This is a genomic window from Brevibacterium sp. MGP-B1 (assembly GCF_057766545.1).
Window position 1 is genome coordinate 3,483,644 of sequence record NZ_CM173407.1, and the last position, 17,095, is coordinate 3,500,738.

25 protein-coding genes are annotated in these 17,095 nt (G+C 65.1%); 17 read left to right on the plus strand and 8 right to left on the minus strand.

What is annotated here, in order from left to right:
* The first annotated feature begins 15 nt into the window (after positions 1–15).
* The 4 genes from AC3CD9_RS15775 to AC3CD9_RS15790 all read left to right on the plus strand — a co-directional run bounded on the left by AC3CD9_RS15775 (position 16) and on the right by AC3CD9_RS15790 (position 1,884).
* Positions 16–357, plus strand: a complete 342-nt coding sequence (locus tag AC3CD9_RS15775; protein WP_488364888.1) for a hypothetical protein — start codon at positions 16–18, stop codon at positions 355–357.
* Positions 358–559: 202 nt separating this feature from the next.
* Positions 560–934 carry a helix-turn-helix domain-containing protein gene (locus AC3CD9_RS15780; protein ID WP_488364890.1) on the plus strand — a complete coding sequence of 125 codons (375 nt, stop codon included), beginning with the start codon at positions 560–562 and terminating at the stop codon, positions 932–934.
* A gap of 309 nt (positions 935–1,243) precedes the next feature.
* Positions 1,244–1,612, plus strand: coding sequence for a hypothetical protein (locus tag AC3CD9_RS15785; protein ID WP_488364891.1), 369 nt, complete (start codon positions 1,244–1,246; stop codon positions 1,610–1,612).
* A 44-nt stretch (positions 1,613–1,656) separates the two neighbouring features.
* Complete coding sequence (locus AC3CD9_RS15790) at positions 1,657–1,884, plus strand: hypothetical protein (protein ID WP_488364892.1); 228 nt, start codon at positions 1,657–1,659, stop codon at positions 1,882–1,884.
* A gap of 25 nt (positions 1,885–1,909) precedes the next feature.
* Here the strand turns inward: AC3CD9_RS15790 and AC3CD9_RS15795 are convergent, their stop codons facing one another.
* A complete protein-coding gene (locus tag AC3CD9_RS15795) occupies positions 1,910–2,146 on the minus strand; it encodes a helix-turn-helix domain-containing protein (RefSeq protein ID WP_488364894.1) in 237 nt (78 codons plus the stop codon).
* Between the two features lie 96 nt (positions 2,147–2,242).
* Between AC3CD9_RS15795 and AC3CD9_RS15800 the strand changes: the two genes are divergently transcribed.
* The 3 genes from AC3CD9_RS15800 (at position 2,243) to AC3CD9_RS15810 (ending at position 3,887) form a co-directional block, all read left to right on the plus strand.
* The gene (locus tag AC3CD9_RS15800) at positions 2,243–2,929 is read left to right on the plus strand and encodes a hypothetical protein (protein WP_488364895.1); all 687 of its coding nucleotides are present in this window, start codon (positions 2,243–2,245) and stop codon (positions 2,927–2,929) included.
* A gap of 27 nt (positions 2,930–2,956) precedes the next feature.
* Positions 2,957–3,523: a hypothetical protein gene (locus AC3CD9_RS15805; RefSeq protein ID WP_488364896.1), complete on the plus strand. Its 567-nt coding sequence runs from the start codon at positions 2,957–2,959 to the stop codon at positions 3,521–3,523.
* Positions 3,524–3,692: 169 nt separating this feature from the next.
* Complete coding sequence (locus AC3CD9_RS15810) at positions 3,693–3,887, plus strand: helix-turn-helix domain-containing protein (protein WP_488364898.1); 195 nt, start codon at positions 3,693–3,695, stop codon at positions 3,885–3,887.
* 68 nt (positions 3,888–3,955) lie between these two features.
* On the opposite strand, the gene AC3CD9_RS15815 is transcribed toward AC3CD9_RS15810, so the two are convergent.
* The gene (locus AC3CD9_RS15815) at positions 3,956–4,159 is read right to left on the minus strand and encodes a hypothetical protein (RefSeq protein WP_488364899.1); all 204 of its coding nucleotides are present in this window, start codon (positions 4,157–4,159) and stop codon (positions 3,956–3,958) included.
* Between the two features lie 71 nt (positions 4,160–4,230).
* On the opposite strand from AC3CD9_RS15815, the gene AC3CD9_RS15820 reads away from it, so the two are divergent.
* A complete protein-coding gene (locus AC3CD9_RS15820; protein ID WP_488364901.1) occupies positions 4,231–4,434 on the plus strand; it encodes a hypothetical protein in 204 nt (67 codons plus the stop codon).
* 222 nt (positions 4,435–4,656) lie between these two features.
* Here AC3CD9_RS15820 and AC3CD9_RS15825 read toward each other — a convergent pair whose 3' ends face one another.
* The gene (locus AC3CD9_RS15825) at positions 4,657–5,421 is read right to left on the minus strand and encodes a siderophore-interacting protein (RefSeq protein WP_488364902.1); all 765 of its coding nucleotides are present in this window, start codon (positions 5,419–5,421) and stop codon (positions 4,657–4,659) included.
* 146 nt (positions 5,422–5,567) lie between these two features.
* Here AC3CD9_RS15825 and AC3CD9_RS15830 point away from each other — a divergent pair, with 146 nt between their 5' ends.
* Entirely contained in the window at positions 5,568–6,188 is a 621-nt protein-coding gene (locus AC3CD9_RS15830; RefSeq protein WP_488364903.1) for a TetR/AcrR family transcriptional regulator, read from the plus strand.
* Between the two features lie 66 nt (positions 6,189–6,254).
* Here the strand turns inward: AC3CD9_RS15830 and AC3CD9_RS15835 are convergent, their stop codons facing one another.
* Positions 6,255–7,010, minus strand: a complete 756-nt coding sequence (locus AC3CD9_RS15835; RefSeq protein ID WP_129313991.1) for an AraC family transcriptional regulator — start codon at positions 7,008–7,010, stop codon at positions 6,255–6,257.
* 220 nt (positions 7,011–7,230) lie between these two features.
* On the opposite strand from AC3CD9_RS15835, the gene AC3CD9_RS15840 reads away from it, so the two are divergent.
* Positions 7,231–7,683, plus strand: a complete 453-nt coding sequence (locus AC3CD9_RS15840; protein WP_488364905.1) for a GNAT family N-acetyltransferase — start codon at positions 7,231–7,233, stop codon at positions 7,681–7,683.
* Positions 7,684–8,017: 334 nt separating this feature from the next.
* Positions 8,018–8,815, plus strand: coding sequence for a sulfite exporter TauE/SafE family protein (locus tag AC3CD9_RS15845; RefSeq protein ID WP_488364906.1), 798 nt, complete (start codon positions 8,018–8,020; stop codon positions 8,813–8,815).
* A gap of 94 nt (positions 8,816–8,909) precedes the next feature.
* Here the strand turns inward: AC3CD9_RS15845 and AC3CD9_RS15850 are convergent, their stop codons facing one another.
* Entirely contained in the window at positions 8,910–9,344 is a 435-nt protein-coding gene (locus AC3CD9_RS15850; RefSeq protein ID WP_488364907.1) for a GNAT family acetyltransferase, read from the minus strand.
* A 130-nt stretch (positions 9,345–9,474) separates the two neighbouring features.
* The gene (locus tag AC3CD9_RS15855; protein ID WP_488364909.1) at positions 9,475–9,894 is read right to left on the minus strand and encodes a VOC family protein; all 420 of its coding nucleotides are present in this window, start codon (positions 9,892–9,894) and stop codon (positions 9,475–9,477) included.
* A 74-nt stretch (positions 9,895–9,968) separates the two neighbouring features.
* Between AC3CD9_RS15855 and AC3CD9_RS15860 the strand changes: the two genes are divergently transcribed.
* Positions 9,969–10,580, plus strand: a complete 612-nt coding sequence (locus AC3CD9_RS15860) for a TetR/AcrR family transcriptional regulator (RefSeq protein WP_488364910.1) — start codon at positions 9,969–9,971, stop codon at positions 10,578–10,580.
* A gap of 80 nt (positions 10,581–10,660) precedes the next feature.
* On the opposite strand, the gene AC3CD9_RS15865 is transcribed toward AC3CD9_RS15860, so the two are convergent.
* Positions 10,661–11,269, minus strand: coding sequence for a TetR/AcrR family transcriptional regulator (locus AC3CD9_RS15865; RefSeq protein WP_488364911.1), 609 nt, complete (start codon positions 11,267–11,269; stop codon positions 10,661–10,663).
* 84 nt (positions 11,270–11,353) lie between these two features.
* On the opposite strand from AC3CD9_RS15865, the gene AC3CD9_RS15870 reads away from it, so the two are divergent.
* Positions 11,354–12,037, plus strand: coding sequence for a hypothetical protein (locus AC3CD9_RS15870; RefSeq protein WP_488364913.1), 684 nt, complete (start codon positions 11,354–11,356; stop codon positions 12,035–12,037).
* Positions 12,038–12,450: 413 nt separating this feature from the next.
* On the opposite strand, the gene AC3CD9_RS15875 is transcribed toward AC3CD9_RS15870, so the two are convergent.
* Positions 12,451–13,302, minus strand: a complete 852-nt coding sequence (locus AC3CD9_RS15875) for a LysR family transcriptional regulator (protein WP_488364914.1) — start codon at positions 13,300–13,302, stop codon at positions 12,451–12,453.
* A gap of 209 nt (positions 13,303–13,511) precedes the next feature.
* Between AC3CD9_RS15875 and AC3CD9_RS15880 the strand changes: the two genes are divergently transcribed.
* The 4 genes from AC3CD9_RS15880 to AC3CD9_RS15895 are packed head-to-tail and all read left to right on the plus strand — an operon-like array spanning position 13,512 to position 17,091.
* Positions 13,512–14,849 (plus strand): CoA transferase, encoded by a 1,338-nt coding sequence (locus AC3CD9_RS15880; protein ID WP_488364915.1) that lies wholly within the window; start codon positions 13,512–13,514, stop codon positions 14,847–14,849.
* 41 nt (positions 14,850–14,890) lie between these two features.
* Positions 14,891–15,910, plus strand: coding sequence for an NAD(P)H-dependent flavin oxidoreductase (locus tag AC3CD9_RS15885; RefSeq protein ID WP_488364917.1), 1,020 nt, complete (start codon positions 14,891–14,893; stop codon positions 15,908–15,910).
* 3 nt (positions 15,911–15,913) lie between these two features.
* Entirely contained in the window at positions 15,914–16,099 is a 186-nt protein-coding gene (locus AC3CD9_RS15890; RefSeq protein WP_488364919.1) for a hypothetical protein, read from the plus strand.
* Positions 16,096–17,091, plus strand: a complete 996-nt coding sequence (locus AC3CD9_RS15895) for an MDR family oxidoreductase (RefSeq protein WP_488364920.1) — start codon at positions 16,096–16,098, stop codon at positions 17,089–17,091. The genes AC3CD9_RS15890 and AC3CD9_RS15895 overlap by 4 nt, the downstream gene beginning before the upstream one ends.
* The last annotated feature ends 4 nt before the right edge of the window (positions 17,092–17,095 follow it).

The following is a 17,095-nucleotide window of genomic DNA, read 5'->3' on the forward strand; positions in this document are numbered from 1 at the left end:
ACCCATAGGCTCGGCATGGGTGTCTCCCAGGGAGTCCGGATGGGCAGTCGGGTCGAGCGCATGGTCATCCTCTGGCGCTCGCGCTACGAGCCCTCCCGTATCGGCGGACCGGGCGTTGCCGCTGGGTACTCGGCCTTGGATGGGCGCTGCGGCGTCGCGGTCGAGCTCACGGATGATCCCAGCCCGCGTATGCCTGCTCCCGATCCGAGAGGACAGATGCCGCGACGGCACCCGATTACACATGGAGACACCAACCCAAGACGTTTCGCCATCCTCATCGTCGACGAGGACAACCTGCGCGGCCCGTTTCGTCGACCGCTCGACTCCGGTGCCGATCTCTCGCAGTGGCGCAGGTGATCGGACACGTCAACACCAACACGACGGCTGGGCACAACCGATGCAAGTACGAGGTCCGTCGAACCCCCGTGGAACGGATGGACGTGCCATTCGAAGACGTCAGCCATGATCTGGAGCAATAGTTCAAGGAACACATTTGGTAAAAGTGGCCAATCGGTGATGGCTTTCGCTCTACGGGACTTGGCTCATTTCAGGAGGGATTATGTCTTCTCTGTCCGCCGGACTGTTTGCCGAGAGGTTGTGCGACGAACGCCACCTCGCCGGGCTGAGTCAAGCTGCATTAGCGCAAAAGACGTCTGAAATGCTCGGCTATCCTCTTGATGCAAGCGCAGTGTCAAAAATCGAGAACGGGTCGCGCGGAGTCAAACTGGTTGAGGCTGTTGCTATCGCCGAGGCACTTGACATCCCGCTTGGGTCGCTGCTCAGCGATGTGAGCGCGCGCGAAGCTCTGATCGAGAAGACCCGCTTTGCCCTCTCAAGCGCCAGAGCGGCCACCAGGCTCGCCGCAGAGGAGGCCGCGCGCCGACAGGCGGTTGTCGATCGTTTGGAGGCGCGGTTGGAGAGTCTGTCGCGATGAGGCTGAGCAGTGGGGTCAGGCCGTGCTCGTCGATGACCGCATTTGCTCTGACGGACCGCCATCAATAGGCTCAATATGGGTGTCTCCCGGGGAATCCCAGACGAGTCCAAGTCCTGAGTGCGCGGTCGTCCGCCCGCGCTTGCGGTTCAGGCTCTCCCGCTCGGCGCGGGTGTCGGATGTCGCCGCCGGGTCCACCCCGACCACGGATGGGCGCATCACGCGTCGCGGTCGGGCCCACACATGTCTCCAGCCCATGACCGCCTGCTCCCGATCCGAGAGGACAGGTGCCGTCAGGGCACCCGATTTCACATGGAGACACCAGCCCCAAGACGTTTCGCCATCCTCATCGTCGACGAGGACGACCCGCGCGGCACGACCGCGCACCTGTGCGCCGACCCCGAGCTGTGGGCCTGGCTCCAGCGCGAGGAATCGTTCCCGGACGGCGTCGAATACATCGAGTCGCCGATACCCGGCACCGATCTGCTCGCGCACGTCACTCGGTGGGAGCCGCTGACGGACAAGGCCCAGCACCTCGTCTGGTTGCCCGGTGGCAGAGGCAGGTCGCATCCGGCCCTGACGCCGGTCGAACTCGAGGTCAACGGCGCTGCTACGGACCTCGACGAGCTCCGTGGCCGGCTCGCCGCCGAGGGCGCGTCGATCGTCGAAGCCCGCTGGTGAGCCGTCGCCGATTCCCGAAGTCCAGCACCGCGAAAGGAACACCTATGAACGAACGCACGCCTCCGGCTGACGACATCCTCGCCATCGACCGCTCGACCAAGGCGGCACAAGCCTTACGAGAGCTGCTCATCGAGCGGGGGTATCCGTCCATCGACGAGTTCCTCATCGACGTCCTCCGCGACGATCGGAGCAGGAAGCGCGAGGCCCGCCTCCGCGACATCGGCAACCGGATGTTCCCGGACGGCGTTCACGATCGCAGTGACAACGGCTGACCCCGCGATGCGCTGAAGTCGGCGGTCAGTCGCCCGCATCCTCGATCGTCGACAGCAGGTCCGTCGGGTGCACGCCGAGGCCACGGGCGACCTTGACGATGACGTCCAAGGTCGGGTTCCGAACGCCTCGCTCGAGGCCGGAGATATAGGTGCGGTCGAGCTCGATGAGGTGCGCGAGTGTCTCCTGCGAGTAGCCCCCGGTGCTCCGCAGCTCGCGGACGCGATCGCCGAAGGCACGGCGATGCGCAGGAATTTTGCTCATCCATCTAGCAGAACTGTACGATGACTATAGGTCCACGGACTATGAGTCACATTGGCAGATGGGTGCGCCGGCGTGTGCAGTCACAGGGGGATGACGATGACGACACACGGGTCGGCAGAACGCGCGTCGCTGGTCGCATGGCTGACCGAGCTGCTTGGTCTGGTGCGCCACATCGAGCAGAGCTACGACGAGAAGGCTCGGATCGAGGGGCAGTTCCCTCCTCCGAAGCAAGCTCTCAAGCCCTGGGGGTGGAAGGGGTTCGCACTCTCGATCGTCGTCTCGCTGCTCGTGCTGAGCGGCTTGTTGTCCAACCTCGGCATCTTGTCCTACCTGATCTTCCCACTGTGGCCGGCCGTCGGCATCGGCTTCCCGATCGTGTGGAACAAGGTGCTGGTCCCGAGAGGCAACGCGCAGCGCAAGCAGAGCAATCTTGAGTTGGGCGCGCGGATGCGTGAAGCGACCTCCGGAGTCGAGGCTGAGCTCGAAAAGGCCGGCCGGATCTACGCGACTCGGTTCGCGGCCGGGTTCCCCGAGGCCTACGTCTACTCCGACGCGGTTGCCTACTGTCTGGGCGCGGTTCAGCAGCACCGCGCCGACACCGTCGGACAGGCGATCAACCTCTACGAGACCGAGAGGCACCGGCAGCGGCTTGAGGAGACTCAGGAGCGGATGCTCGAAGAGCAGCAACTCGCTCGCCGTCAGCAGGCGGGGCAAGCCGTCATCGGTGCTGCGCTCCAGGGCGCGACGCTCGGCGCGATCCTCCATGGCAACAAGCGCCGGTGAACCCGGCCGATCGAAAGGAAATCGACCATGACGACCAGGACCGCCACGCGGGCCGCCTCCGCTGCGGCCCTGGCTCTGAGCGCGGTGCTCGCCCTGAGTGCCTGCGGTGGGGGCGACGAGGCCGCTGCAGGAGACAGCGGTGGGGGAGTCGGCGACACTACCGCGACGCTTGAGGAGACCCTATTCATCTCCATCGACGACGGCGAGAACGTTCTCACGCTCCATGATGGCGAGATTGCAGAGGTCGGCTACGTGGGTGAGACCTGCGACGAGTTCAAAGACTTCATCGAGACCGCCCAATCAACCGGGTTCGATCCGGAGCAGGAAGCGGAGAAGGTGGACGGTCGCCTTACCGGGAGCAACTTCGTCTCGTCGAAGCAAGGACGACTCAACGAGGCCAACACCACGATCATGTGGGGTGAAGACTCGGGCGCGAGGTCCAACGAAACTAATCCCTTCCTCGTCGATGTGCCCGATGTCGGCATGGTCTCGATCACCGACACCGGTAACGGCGAGAACACTGCCTACGTCGGGGCCAGCACCGAGCAAGGGCAACAACTTCTGGACGAGTGGACGACTGGCCAGTGCGGATGACCTACTGAACGCGTCGTCACGCTCTGGCGGATCCGCGAGCGACGGAGGAGCTAGAAGGGGGCATGAAGCTCTCCGAGCTCAAAAACCACGACCAGATCGTCCGTGAGCGCCGGTAGTCCGCCCCCCCAAGTACGCGGCGAAGTCTGATCGCCTCGCGCTGGCCAGCGCCGTGAGCCTGGCTGTCGTCGACTACCGCGGCGGGCGCGACCTGACGCAGACCGGCTTCGGCCGCCCACTCGGCTGGTCCCAGCCGCAGGTTGCCCGGCTCGAGTGCGGGGACGTACCACCGTCAATAGGGACCTTGGAGCGTCTGGCCAGCGCCGGCGTCATCGACGTGCTCCGAGCGCCGGACGGCGATTCGTAGACACAGCACTCGCACGACCGATCGCGACGATCTGATCCGAGGCCGTCGCAGTCGGTCGTGGACCACAATCAGGGGCGCTCGACGAGCGTGGGGTCCTCGAGCCAGTCGGGCTTGTCGCGCCCGAGCCCGGCTGAGAGTGCCTCTGCTGTCTCACGCCAGGAGCGCTGCACCTCCTCGAAGCGGTCGGTGCCCGCGGCCGCCTCGAGATCGAGAAGGCAGGCCTCTCGGTCGGATGGTGTCAGAGCGTCCGTCCAGGCCGGTTCGGGATCCATGGCCACGATTCTAGGCGGCGTCACGACGGGCCATCGATGTGAGAGACGGGGTGCTGACGTACCGTTGGGACATGGACGCGTCACTTCACGAGCTCTTCACCGACCGCGAACTCAGCGTCGGTTTCAACCACGCCGGTAGGAAGTACGCCGCTGGTCGTGCGGCTGAGCTGCTGGCCGAGGACCCCGTCCGGACGGCGCGGCAGCTCGTTGACCTGCTCCGTGAGGAGGCACGGGCCGCGGAGATGGAGTTCGAGCAGGTCCGCGGCAACACTTAGCTAGCAGAGCTCTCAGAGCTCGATCTCTCCTCAGAAAAGCAAACCCCCGGCTGCCGTGGCTACACCGGGGGCCAGCCTTGCTCACATCCAGACGGTAGGAGCTAAAGCCTTTGCGGTTTCCACCGTACCCCAGCGCCCAGACGCCGAGGACGAAGACGGCGACCGGAACGGGGAGGCGAACGGTGGGTGGAGCTCGCCGTGGCTGGAGTGGGTGGCCTCCTTTCAGCCGGGGGCGGACCGGCCAAGTCGCCAGTACCCGTAGAAGGAGACGTCCCGTTTCGGTATGCCACGGTCGTTGACTAGGAGTCGCCGAAGGCCAGTGGCCAGCTTGGCCTCGCCCGCCGCCCACGCATAAAGGGGGCCTTCGGGCAGTTCGGCACCAGCAACCGCCTCCAGTGCGCGGACGCCGGGACGCAGACTCTCGCTGTCGCGGCTGAGCCAGTGGACACGCACGCCGGGCTGTGTGGAAACGGCGCGGATGTCGTGCTTGGTCGCCACCTCCACGAAGACTTCTGTGGGCGACGGATTCGGATCCCTGTCTAGGATCGACAAGATGGCTGGCAACGCAGTTTCGTCACCCACCAGCAGGCGTCCTCGGGTGTGCTCAGGCGGACCGTACATGGAACCGAGATCGAAGATCCCGGCAGGGTCTCCCGGCTGGACCCGACGTACCCACGAGGTCATGGGCGAGTCGCCGTGCAGAGCGAACTCGATGTCGAGTTCCTGCTCCGCCGGGCGCAGGCTGCGGACGGTCAGAGTGCGCACCCACGGACGGGTCGCTTTCGGCATCCGCAGGACCTGAACCATCCACGCCTCGTTCGAGGCGGTCGGCATCTGCAGCTTTTGTTGCCCCTCGCGTGGGAAGAAGAGTCGCACAGCCTGGTCAGCTTCTCCTGGAACGAGGTGCCGTATGCCGGGCCCGCCCAGGGTGACTGTGGTGAAGCCGGCGGAGACCGGCTGACAGCGCCGTACCTCCAACGTGAGCATCTTGCGCTCTCTTGGGAGGCGGACCCGGGGGCTCATCGCCACACTCCCAGATTGTCGGTCCTCGTGTTTTCATAGCTCATGACACTATTGTGAGTAAAAGCTCAGCTATTTGCTACTCGCTTTTCACCGGCCAGGAGGAACAACGGATGACCCCCGGCGATCGCCGCCTCGCCCCACGTCGCAAGCCCCGGCAGGTTCGCGCCGAACTCACCCGCGAGCGGGTCCTCACCGCAGCTGCTCAGGTTTTCGCCGAGTACGGATACGCGGCCGGCACAACCAACCGCATCGCCGAACGGGCCCGCATGTCCATCGGCTCGCTGTACCAGTACTTCCCGAACAAGGACGCCATCCTCGCCGAGCTGCTGGTCCGGCACATCGACCGCGGCTCATGGACAGGAGCCGAAGAACTGGACATGGCTCCCGGCAGCCTCGAAGGCGTCATCCGGTCCCTGGTACGCGACGCGATCGACAACCACCGCGACGACCCCCAGCTCCTGCAGATCATGATCGAGGTAGCGCCTGTCTCCAGTGACCTGATCGAAGCGGTCGACCGGCACGGCAAAGCCCGGGTGAGCCAGGTGCGCGAGGTGTTCGCCCGTCATCCCGACGTCCAGGTGAAAGATCTCGACATGGCCGCAGAACTCGTCGTGGGAACCTTAGAGATGAACACCCACAAACTCATGGCAACCCTCAACCCCGACCAGGTCGAAAGGCTCGAAACGGAGCTAGTCGCCATGGTCACTCGATACCTGCTCGGCGATCGGTAACTACGAGCTCTCCCCGGCAATGTCGACAACGCTCGCCATGCTGCCTCTTGGCATCGAATCACTCAGTCACGCGTAGTGCGTCGGGGGAGACCCGAACGCACGTGTGAACGCCGCGGTAAACGCTGCCGGGGACGAGTACCCGAGCCGGACGGCTACCTCGGTGACCGACGCCGACGGGAGCATCCGGAGGCCGGCGAGCAAACGCGCTCGAGATCGCCAGGCCGCCGGGCTCGTCCCTGTCTGGGCGAGGAACCGGCGGTCGAACGTCCGCAGGCTCATGGCTGCTGTTCGCGCCCAATCGGCGTTCGACACCGCAAGGTCGGGCTCAGCCAGGTAACGACGGCACAAGGATCGGAACGGCTCATCGTGTGGCAGAGAGACCGACAACGGTGTGGGCGTCAGTCCGCGAAGCTCATGGAGAATGAGGTCGATGACCGCCCCGTCGCGCCCCGCAGCATCGTAGTCCGCGGCGAAGGCGTTCGCGGTGCGCAAGAGCTCTCGAAGCAGCGGGCTGATCTCGGCAACGACGCATCGGGTCGGCCACCAGGGTACGGCGTCCGGTTCGATGTACAGGCTCCACGTCGTCACGGCGTCCATGACCACCTCGTGCGTGGTGCCGGCCGGTATGAGCACGGCCCGGTGCGCGGGCACAGTCCACGACCCGTCGTCGGTGTCGACCTGCATGACGCCCCGTGCGCCATACAGCAGCTGAGCGCGGCGGTGAGAGTGCCGCGGGAGCAGATGGCCGGGTGCGTAGTCGGTGCCGATCGGCAGCACGTCGATCGGCAGATGGTCCACCTCAGACAGATTGACGTTGTGCACTCGGTCATCATAATGGCTGAGACTCAAAGGAAAGTGGTGCGGATTCGATTGCCTGCCGTGGGTGTCGCGTGTTCAGATGGAGGTATGAAGCTGCTGGTCCTGTTCTTCGCGATCTCGCCGTAGGGTTAACTATCGTGCTGTTCGGTTCCGGCAATGGTCTCGTCGTTGCCCCGATCAGCAGGCTTCGCATGTCAGAGCCGAAGCGGAAGGTCGATCTTTGATGCAAGGAGTAGCTGTCAGCCAAGCGTCCGTCGGAGACCAGAAGGCGATCCACGACCTCGTCGATCGCGCCTACCGTGGCTACGTACCCCGGATCGGCAAGCGGCCCGCGCCGATGACGGACAACTACAGGCAGCGGATCCTTGATGGCGAGGCCTATGTGACGCGGAACGATGGCTGCATCGTCGGGCTCATCGTTCTCTCACCCCGCGACGATTATCTGCACATTGGGAACATTGCGGTCGATCCTGATCGGCAGCGCGAAGGCGTCGGGGCTGCCCTCCTCAGGTTCGCTGAAGAGCGAGCTCGTGAACTCGGCCTGACCGAGCTGCGCCTCTATACAAACGCGGCTATGACCGAAAACCTTGACTACTACCCGAAACGTGGGTTCACGGTTGTCGAGCGGCGACACGAAGACGGCTTCGACCGCGTCTACTTCTCCCGGGTTCTCTAGATCACTGGGTGACAGGCATGCCAAGGTGCCGTGCGCTGATCTTTGATCAGAAGTCGGCCACACGGTCGGTGACAGATCAGTTGCCGATACCGGGTTCCACCGACGAGTTGCAGCTCGCCTCAGATTCTTCGCCGAGCATGACGCGCACGAACTGCGCGGCGGGGAACGCGGCGGGGAACGCGGCGGGAGTGCATGGTCTCCTCGGATAGCGCCGCTCCAGTGTGTCGATCGGAAGGCCCACGTTGGGTCCGCGATCGTTATGATGGCCGAAACTCAAAAGGAGTTGATGCGTAATCGATTGCCCGCCACATGCGTGTCACGATCAGATGGAGGCATGACACTCCTGGTTCTGTTCTTTGTGGGTCTCGCCGTCGGTGTGACCACTGTGCTCTTCGGCTTCGGTGGTGGTTTCGTCACCGTCCCGATCATCCTGCTCGTCGACGCGTCAAGGGGCGGCGATGCGATACGGATCGCGGTGGCGACATCGGCTCTGGTTATGGTCGTCAACGCGATCATTGCGACCCTCTCCACGAGGCGCAGCATCTTGGAGAATCTCCGTGGTCGCCGGGCACTGTTCGTTCTCCTCGCCGTCGGCGGTGCGGCGGGTGCAGGGGCGGCCCTGTTCGTCCCGGACGCGGTAACGCGGTGGGGATTCGTCGTCTACATCGGCATCACTGTCGTCGATCTTCTGCTCCGACCGGGATTCCTTCCGCGACGGGCGACTGCGAGGCCCGTCGATGAAACTGCGGGCCGTGGACTTCCGGACGCACTCGGGGCCCCGGTCGGAGCGATCGCGTCGTTCCTCGGTGTCGGGGGAAGCGTGATGACCGTGCCCATGATGCGCCGGTCCGGCATGGAGATGAGCACAGCCACGTCTCTGGCCAATCCGCTGACGATCGCGATTGCTGCGCCGGCCATGCTGGTGGCGTTCGCGTTCGGCGGGGGAGTGGCCTCGGGTTCCGGGTTGATCGGAACGGTCGACGTGGCATCGGCTTTCGCTCTGTTGGCGGGAGCAGTTCCGGTCATCGTCGTCCTGCGCAGGCGACCCCCGAGGATCCCGGAGGCGGTGCATAGTTGGGCGTATCTGGTGTTGCTCGTCGTCGCCGCGGCCACTGTCGCGCTCACCGGGTGATCGATGCCCCTCGGGCCCCGGACGGAGGCAATCTGCCTACACGGAATCCAGTCTCGGCGGCGTGCGAGACCTCTGAGGTGGAGGATGCTGCAGTTCAGAGATCGAGCTCGTCGGATTCCAACCGTTTGCCCATGCTCACAGCTTGGTAGGTCGCGTAACCCAGCTTCTCGTAGAACTCGATAACGCCTGTGTTCTCGGGGCGCACTTGGAGCTGGACCTTGGGGCAGCCCAGGGCAGCGAGCATGGATTCGGCGCGGCGGACGAGCTCCGTGCCGAGTCCTGTCCCGCGATGGGAGGCGGCGACGGCGAGATAGTGGATCCACCCCCTGTGGCCGTCGTAGCCAGCCAGAGCGCTGCCGACCACGTGCCCCTCGTCGTCCTCGGCGATCAGGAACATCTCCGGCTGCGTCGTTGTCTTTCGCCAAATGTCCTTCACTGGATCGTTCCACGGCCGGGTGAGCCCGGCATCGGTCCAAAGAGCCACGACGGCGTCGGAGTCATCGGCTGTGAAAGCGCGAATGTGGGCCATGTACGTTCCTTTGCTCGGAGCGGGGCGGACTTGGAGCGGTGGTCGAAGGTGCTCAGGCCCGCAGAGGTCTGTATTCGTCCGTCGATTCCGCCATGTCCGTCGCTAGGCAGTCATCCTCTTTGACTATGCGTCAGGACCTTGTGCTGGTGTTTCGGTCTGCGAAGCGGGCGCGCGCTTCGGCAGAGACGGGGGTGAAGAGGTTGACGAGGTTCCCGTCCGGGTCGCGCAGCAGTGCGGAGCGGTTTCCCCACGGCATGTCGGTAGGTACTTGCACCCAGGAGTCGACCTGGTCCTGAAGGCGACGGTGCATGGCATCGACATCAGCGACACGCAATTCGATGATCGCGGTGCGGTTGGCGCGAGGTTCAGCGACACCTTCGCCGAACAGTGGCACGGTGCTGGAGTGTCCGATCGCGAGAGTCGCCAGCGGGGTCACCAGCTCGGCGAAGACAGGTGCGGGGCGTTGAGCGCGGATGCCCGTCACGAGCTCGTAGAAGCCGACCATTTCGTCGAGGTCGTCAGTGATGATGCGTACGGAGGCGAGTTCCATGAGTGTTTCCCTTCACTACTACAGCGTTCAACGCTACGCTACAGTATCGTAGCGAAACGTGGAAAGGACGACTCATGCCTACTCAGCCTCAGACTGACCCATCAGCTGGTACGGGCACCATCATCGACGCGCGGACTCAGCGCTCGCGTGCGACCGTCCTTGCCGCGGCAACGGACCTGCTGGAATCGACTGGGGTCGGCGGGTTCAGCGTCGACGAGGTTGCGCGCAGGTCTGGCGTGGCGAAGACTACGATCTACCGACATTGGCCGACCCGAGAAGCCCTCGTGCTCGATGCGTGTGCAGGTCTCGATGATCGCTACGACCTCCCCGACACCGGGACTCTTCATGGCGACCTCAGGATGTTCGTCGCCGATCTCGTGCGCATGGTGGAGCAAGCGGGATGGGCTGCTGTGCTGCCTTCGATTGTCGATGCGGCGGAACGCAACGCCGCGTTCGCCGATATGCATGCGCAGATACAAAAGGGGCACGCGTCCCTGGTGAGTCAGATCGCCGAACGCGCGATCGGTCGCGGCGAGCTTCCTGCCGAAACCGATACAGCACTGCTTGCATCTACCGTTCTAGGCCCAGTCTTCTACCGTCGGTGGTTCTCCCGCGAACCTTTCGATGCTGCGTTCATCGATGCGGTCACGACTCGAGCTATCCGCGGCGCGCAAGGATCCGACTAATCTCGGCGACGTTGTATCGAGACGGCCACTTCAATCGGAATGGCTCCGGATCGGATGGCATCCAACGACAATACAGTTAGTCAGGCAGTGCTCGGCAGAACAAGCGGAAGGAAGATCAGATCGACGATGGCGGCGATGTCTTCGCGCGGCAACGGCTTCAGCGTCATGAGCGTTTCGTGCCGAAGGAGGTCGAATGGCAGACGGGCTGTGCGCTCCGTCAGTCGATCGGGATCGATCTCGCCTCGCTCCACCGCTCGCGACAGCACACCTTCGATGATCGACCACCGCTTTTCGACCAATCCAAGCCGCAGTTGGGCCGGGCTCGTCCCTGTCGCGCCATAGTACGCGGACAGCTCTGCGGTCAATGAGGCGGCGAACATCGCGAAAGATTCATTGAGCTGCACCATCAGCCCGATGATGTCCTCGCGGAGGGTTCCGGTGTCAGGATCGACGAGCAGGAACCGATCGCTCGCGTAGCGGATGGCATCCCTCACCAGGCCGGTCTTCTTGTCCCAGTGCCGGTTCAGGCCGGGCCGGCTTGTTCCGGCTCGCCGAGCGACCTCCGACAATCTGAACCCGTCATACCCTCGCGCGAGTAGCTCTTCCCACGCTGCCGACAGGATCGCGGACCGGAGGGTCTCTCCACGTCGTCGTCGAACAGGCTGAGACTCTTGTTCGTTAAGGTGCATGCATGCACCTTAACATGGTATGTTCACGAAGAACTCGCGAGGTGGCTGTCACTTCGCGAGCCGGAGAAGCGGAGAGGAATCACTATGGAGATGAAGACGACAGTCGTCGTGAAGACGATGGGGCGCGAGTTCGACGAAACCGCCGTCGACCAGTGGGAGCTGGCGGCGTCCCGCAGGGCGCTGCGCAATCTGAAGACGATCGCGGGCGGACAGATCATGATGGATCTGATCGCGGAGCAGGTCGCCGAGGGTGACCGCTACCAGAAGAGCATCATCGAGGAGTCGGACGGCAGGTTCCGAGAGTCGCGCACGGAGTTCACCGTGCGCGGTCTGACCGGAACGCAACTGGCGAACTGGTTCCAGGCTCAGGCTGGGTCCGGCGAGTTCGGCGACAAGTCGTTGCTGCTCAACGCTCACCCGGAGCACTACGTCGAGCCACCAGCGTACCGAGGCGGCATGGTCGAGACGATCGGCGGACACCTCACCAGATTCAAGGTCTCCGTCCCCCGCGAACTCCCGCCTCAGGTGGCTGTGTTCCGGCAGCCCGAATACCCGATCACCTTGATGAACGCACTTCTCAGCCTGGACGACGGAACCCCTTTCGCCTATTGCGTTCACCAGGCTCGCGACACGGACGACGGTGCCGACGTCGTCGTGCGAGTGGTCTACCCAGCTGCAGCGCCGGATGCGCTCATCGAGGGCCACTGCGAACATCTCGCCATCGAGTTCCGCAGCTGGATCAGGAACGCCGCAGCATCCCTCGCGTAGGCGGAGGCGCGAGTGCATCGGTCCCGCGACTCTCCTTCCGGACTTCTGCGGTCGCAGGCCGGTAGCTCGACACTTCATCAGAACACGATCAGTTCGCCACCGCCGCGACCAGTTGGCCCACGGCGGCCGGTGTAACGGGAGCGTGAAGCTTGAGGGGCCCTGCCCGCGAGCCGAGAAGGATCAGCGTATGTGCACAGGACCGAGGCGTAGTCTCAGTGCAAGGTGCTGCTGCCCCTGGGAATTGACGCCATCGATCGTTCAAAGGACAGGCGGACGCCCCCGAGGTAGGTCTCCCGTACGGTGTCACGTGAACCTGATGAGTATTCGGCTCTCAAGGCGTCGCTGGTCCACGGTCATAGCAGGCCGCGGCTGCCTGCTTGTTTACTCACCAGTCCCGTGCACAACTGATCGGTTCAGCGGGGCCGGCTGTGTGCCGCGGCGGCTTCGATGAAGCGGCGAGTGAGAGCTGCGGTGCGGCTGGGCAGCCAGGCCAGGCGGAGGCTGGCAGGCGGTGCTTCGTCGAGCGCGATGAAGGTGACCCCCGCTGGGGTATTGGCCGATGCCGCCGACAGGGCGGTGGCCCCAACGCCGCGGTCCGCGGCGATGAGGGCGATCCACTCGTCGTAGTTGTCGCATTCGACGACCTTCTCCGGTCGGTACGCGGGATCCCACAGGTCGACCCGTGTGCTGCCGCTGGCCGTGTTGATGACCAGGGGATGTCTGGCGAGTTCGTTCCAGGTGTACCGCTCATTCTCGGCTAGCGCGGAGCGGCTGCTGACTGCGGCGACTCGGGGCTCGTTGAACAGGACTTGGGACGTCGCACCTGGGACGGTGAGCTCGTGCCGGGCGAGTGCGACGTCGACTTCTCCGCGTTCGAGCGCCGTTGCCAGGTCATCGCGGCGCATGAGGCGTGCCGATGCACCTGTCGTGTCCTCGAACGCTTCGACGACCTCGGTGACCCACGGGGTCGGCAGCACCCAGGAGAACCCAATCTTGAGGCTGCGCTCATTGCGGGCCTCGGCCACGGCCAGATCGAGGTCGCGCAGGAGGACTTGGGAGCGCCGCAGAAATGCACGTCCGACGTCGGTGAGACGCACCGATCGGGAGGTGCGTTCGAGCAGTCGGACCTCGAGGCCCTGCTCTAGTTGTTGGATCGTGCGGGTCAGGGCGGGCTGGGTGACCATCAGCAGCCGGCTCGCCGCAGTGAACGACAGGTTCTCCGCGACGGCTACGAAGGCGCGTAGGTGCCTCAGTTCCACATCCATAACCCCCAAGCATAGATCATGCAAACGCGGCAATTCTCTTCTACGCACCCCGTGCTTAGCGTTGAAGTGTCAACGAAAACGAACGGAAAAGTGGGAGTCATCCGATGGGTATATCGGGATCTGCAGAATCAGCATTCGAAGAGTTGCTCGCTGTGCGTGGGCGCGGCCCGGTCGCCGCGGACGAGGTCAGGCGCACGGGAGACGACCCGTTGTTCGTCTCGCCGTTCCGGATCGGCACCACCCTCGCCGATGCCCTGGCAGCACGCGCTATCGCCGCGAACGACCTGTGGGAGCTGAAGACAGGCCGGCGGCAAAAGGTCAGCATCGACGTCCGGGCAGCGGCAGCCACCGCACTGGGTGGAGAGGACATGACGCTTGCGCGCTCTGGCGATGGTCGCTATCACCCGATCCCGGTGTCCTCGGACGTCGCGCACATGGTTGCCCTGACGCAGCCGTGGCTGACACGCGACGGTCGATGGTTTGTTCCGCACTTCAATCTTCCTCACCTCGAACGCCGCGTTCTGGATGTACTGAGGGCGGAGGCCACGCCGGAGTCGGTAGCTGCTGCGGTAAGCCGATGGGACGCCCAAGACCTTGAGGACGCGATTGCGGAAGCGAATGCCGCGGGCGGCATCGTACGTACCCGCGAGGAATGGCTGGCACACCCACACGGAGCCCATTTGGCTGAGCAACCAGTTGTGCGGATCACCAAGATCGCCGACGGCCAGCCCGAGCCCCTCCCCGCCGGGTCGCAGCCCCTGTCCGGCGTCCGCGTGCTCGACCTCACCCGCATCCTCGCCGGCCCGACCGCGTCGTTGAGCCTCGCCGAGCACGGTGCGGACGTTCTCATGGTCACCGCCCCGCACCTGCCCCAGGTCACCCCCTTCGTGAGGGACACCAGTCACGGCAAGCGCAGCGCATTTCTCGACATCACCGACCCTGAGCAGGCCCAGACCCTTCACAGCCTGGTGCGCGATGCCGACGTCTTCGTCGAGGGATACCGCCCCCATCGGCTGGCCGCACACGGCTTCGGGCCCGATCAGCTCGCACAGGAACGGCCTGGCCTCATCTACGTCACCGTCAACTGCTTCGGATCGGACGGCCCGTTCGGCGACCGCGCCGGGTGGGACCAGGTCGCTCAAGCCGTCACCGGGGTAGCCGATATCCAAGGGACGGTGTCAGGGACGGGCCGGCCGAAGCTGACACCTGTGTACCTGTGCGATTTCCTCACTGGGTACATGGCCAGTTTCGGAGCGATGGTCGCGCTGCGCCGCCGTGCCACCGAGGGCGGCAGCTACCGCGTGGAAGTCTCTCTCGCAGGGGCGGCGATGCTGTTGCAGCGACAGGGCCTCATCGCCGGATTCACCAATGCGCCCGGGCAGCTGACGCCGGAGGAATTCGAGCGCTACGCCGTTCTCGACGAAGGAACGGTCTACGGCGATCTCAAGAGTCTTGGCCCGGTGATCGGCATGTCCGAGACCCCACCTGCCTGGCAGCGCACCACCCCCGCTCTGGGCAGCAGTCGCCCCGAATGGCTCGCCCGATGAACGCGCACCGGAACCGTCTCCATGAGGAAGAAGTACAGCCAATGACACCGTTGCTCCGGTCTCGCCTGCCGATCGTCGCGGCCCCGATGGCCGGTGGGCCGTCGACTACGGCACTTGCCCGGGCTGTCGCCTCGGCCGGGGCCTTCCCATTCCTTGCCGGCGGCTATAAGTCCGCTGAGACCCTCAGAGCCGAGATCGAAGAGCTTCAAGACAGCGTCCAGGACTTCGGGGTCAACCTCTTTGTGCCTTCGACTGAACCCATCGACGAGGAAAGGTTCGCCGCCTACGCCGAGGAACTCGCGGACGAAGCCGGAGCCTACGGGGTGATGCTGGACCCGGCACCGGTCGTCGATGATGACCACTGGGAGGAGAAGCTCGCGCTGCTTGTCGAACGTCCGGTGCCGCTCGTGTCGCTGACCTTCGGGCTGCCCGACTCCGCCGACATTGCGGGCCTTCAGCGCGCGGGCACTCGGGTGCTGGCGACCGTGACCACTGTGGGGGAGGCGCGCCAGGCCCGCGAAGCCGGCGTCGACGGGCTCGTGGTGCAGGGCTGTGGTGCTGGTGGCCACAGCGCGACCTTCGACCCGGCTCGCGCCGTCGCGGACGTTGAGACGGTCGACCTCGTCGGCGAGGTCATCCGGTCAGTGGACCTGCCGGTGATCGCCGCCGGCGGGGTCGACGGCCCCGATGCCGTGCACACCCTCCTTTCCGCTGGCGCACAGGCCGTCGCTGTCGGGACTCTGCTGCTGCGCACCGACGAAGCGGGGACCTCGCCCACGCATCGGCGGGCTCTCGGTGACGACTCATTCACCGAGACCATCCTCACCCGTGCCTTCACCGGCAGGCCCGCACGAGCCCTGCGCAACGGTTTCATCGACCGTCACCACGCGACCGACCTGAGTGCCTACCCGGCGGTGCACCATCTCACCCGCGGCCTGCGCCAGGCCGCCGGTAAGGCCGGCGACGCCGACCGGCTCCACCTATGGGCCGGGACCGGTTGGCGCTGTGCTGTTACCGGACCCGCCGCCGCCGTCATCGACCGCCTCGCTGAAGGAGTCTGAAACATGCTGCTCATTACCACCGACGTGATCCGCCGACGCGACGAAGCGCGTCTGAACACTCTGCTTGAAGCCAACCACGCCGCTGTCGTGGAGGCATTGGGCGTCCCCGACACCGATCCTTACCGGTTTCTCACCGGCGACCTCAGCGGTGATGCACTGCAGGAGCAGGCCGCGGAGGTGCTGCCATGACCGCGACATTCCCCGGCTGGATCGTGCGCAAGCACGATGGTGCGAGCACCGCCACCCTTGAGGATCTCGACGACTCGATCCTCGAGGACCGCGACACGACGATCCGCGTCCGCTTCACCAGCATCAACTACAAGGACGCCCTGGCACTCCACGGTCGTCCCGGTGTCGTTCGCCACACCCCGCTCGTTCCGGGGATCGACCTGACCGGCGAGATCGTCCAGACGAGCCATCCGCGGTGGAAGGCTGGCGACGTGGTGACCCTCAACGGTGCAGGTCTCGGTGAAGAGCACCACGGCGGTCTCGCCGGCATCGCCCGGGTCTGCGGCGACGACCTCGTCGCGGTCACCGAGGCCTTCACTCCGCGCCAGACCGCGGCCATCGGCACCGCCGGCTTCACCGCGGCGCTGTCTCTACTGGCGTTGGAGCGACACGGCCTCGACCCGCAAGACGGGCCAGTGCTTGTCACAGGAGCGGGGGGTGGATCCGGGAGCATTGCCGTCGCCCTCCTGGCAAGCTCCGGATATCGGGTCGTCGCCGCCACCGGTCGGCCCGACCGGCTCGCCGAGCGCCTGTCGGGCCTCGGGGCCGCCGAGGTCATCGACCGGGCTGAACTCGAGCAGCAGACTCGACCGCTTGGTGGGCAGCGATGGGCAGGCGTCGTCGACTCCGCCGGCGGCAGCGTACTGGCAGGGGCCCTGGCCACACTGCAGCACGGTGGCGTCGCAGCGGCCTTCGGTCTTGCTGCGAGCTCCCAGCTGCCGACTACTGTGCTGCCGTTCATTCTTCGCGGCATCGCCCTGCTCGGCATCGATTCAGTACGTACCGAGCCAGCGCTGCGCCAGGCGGCCTGGGAGCGGCTGGCGCGCGACCTCGACTCTGTCCACCTTGACTCCCTTATCCGCACGGTCCCACTGTCCGAGGCAAGGACCGCCGCCGAGTTGCTACTCGCCGGTCAGGGCACCGGGCGCACCGTCGTAGAGGTGACTCCGTGAGCAG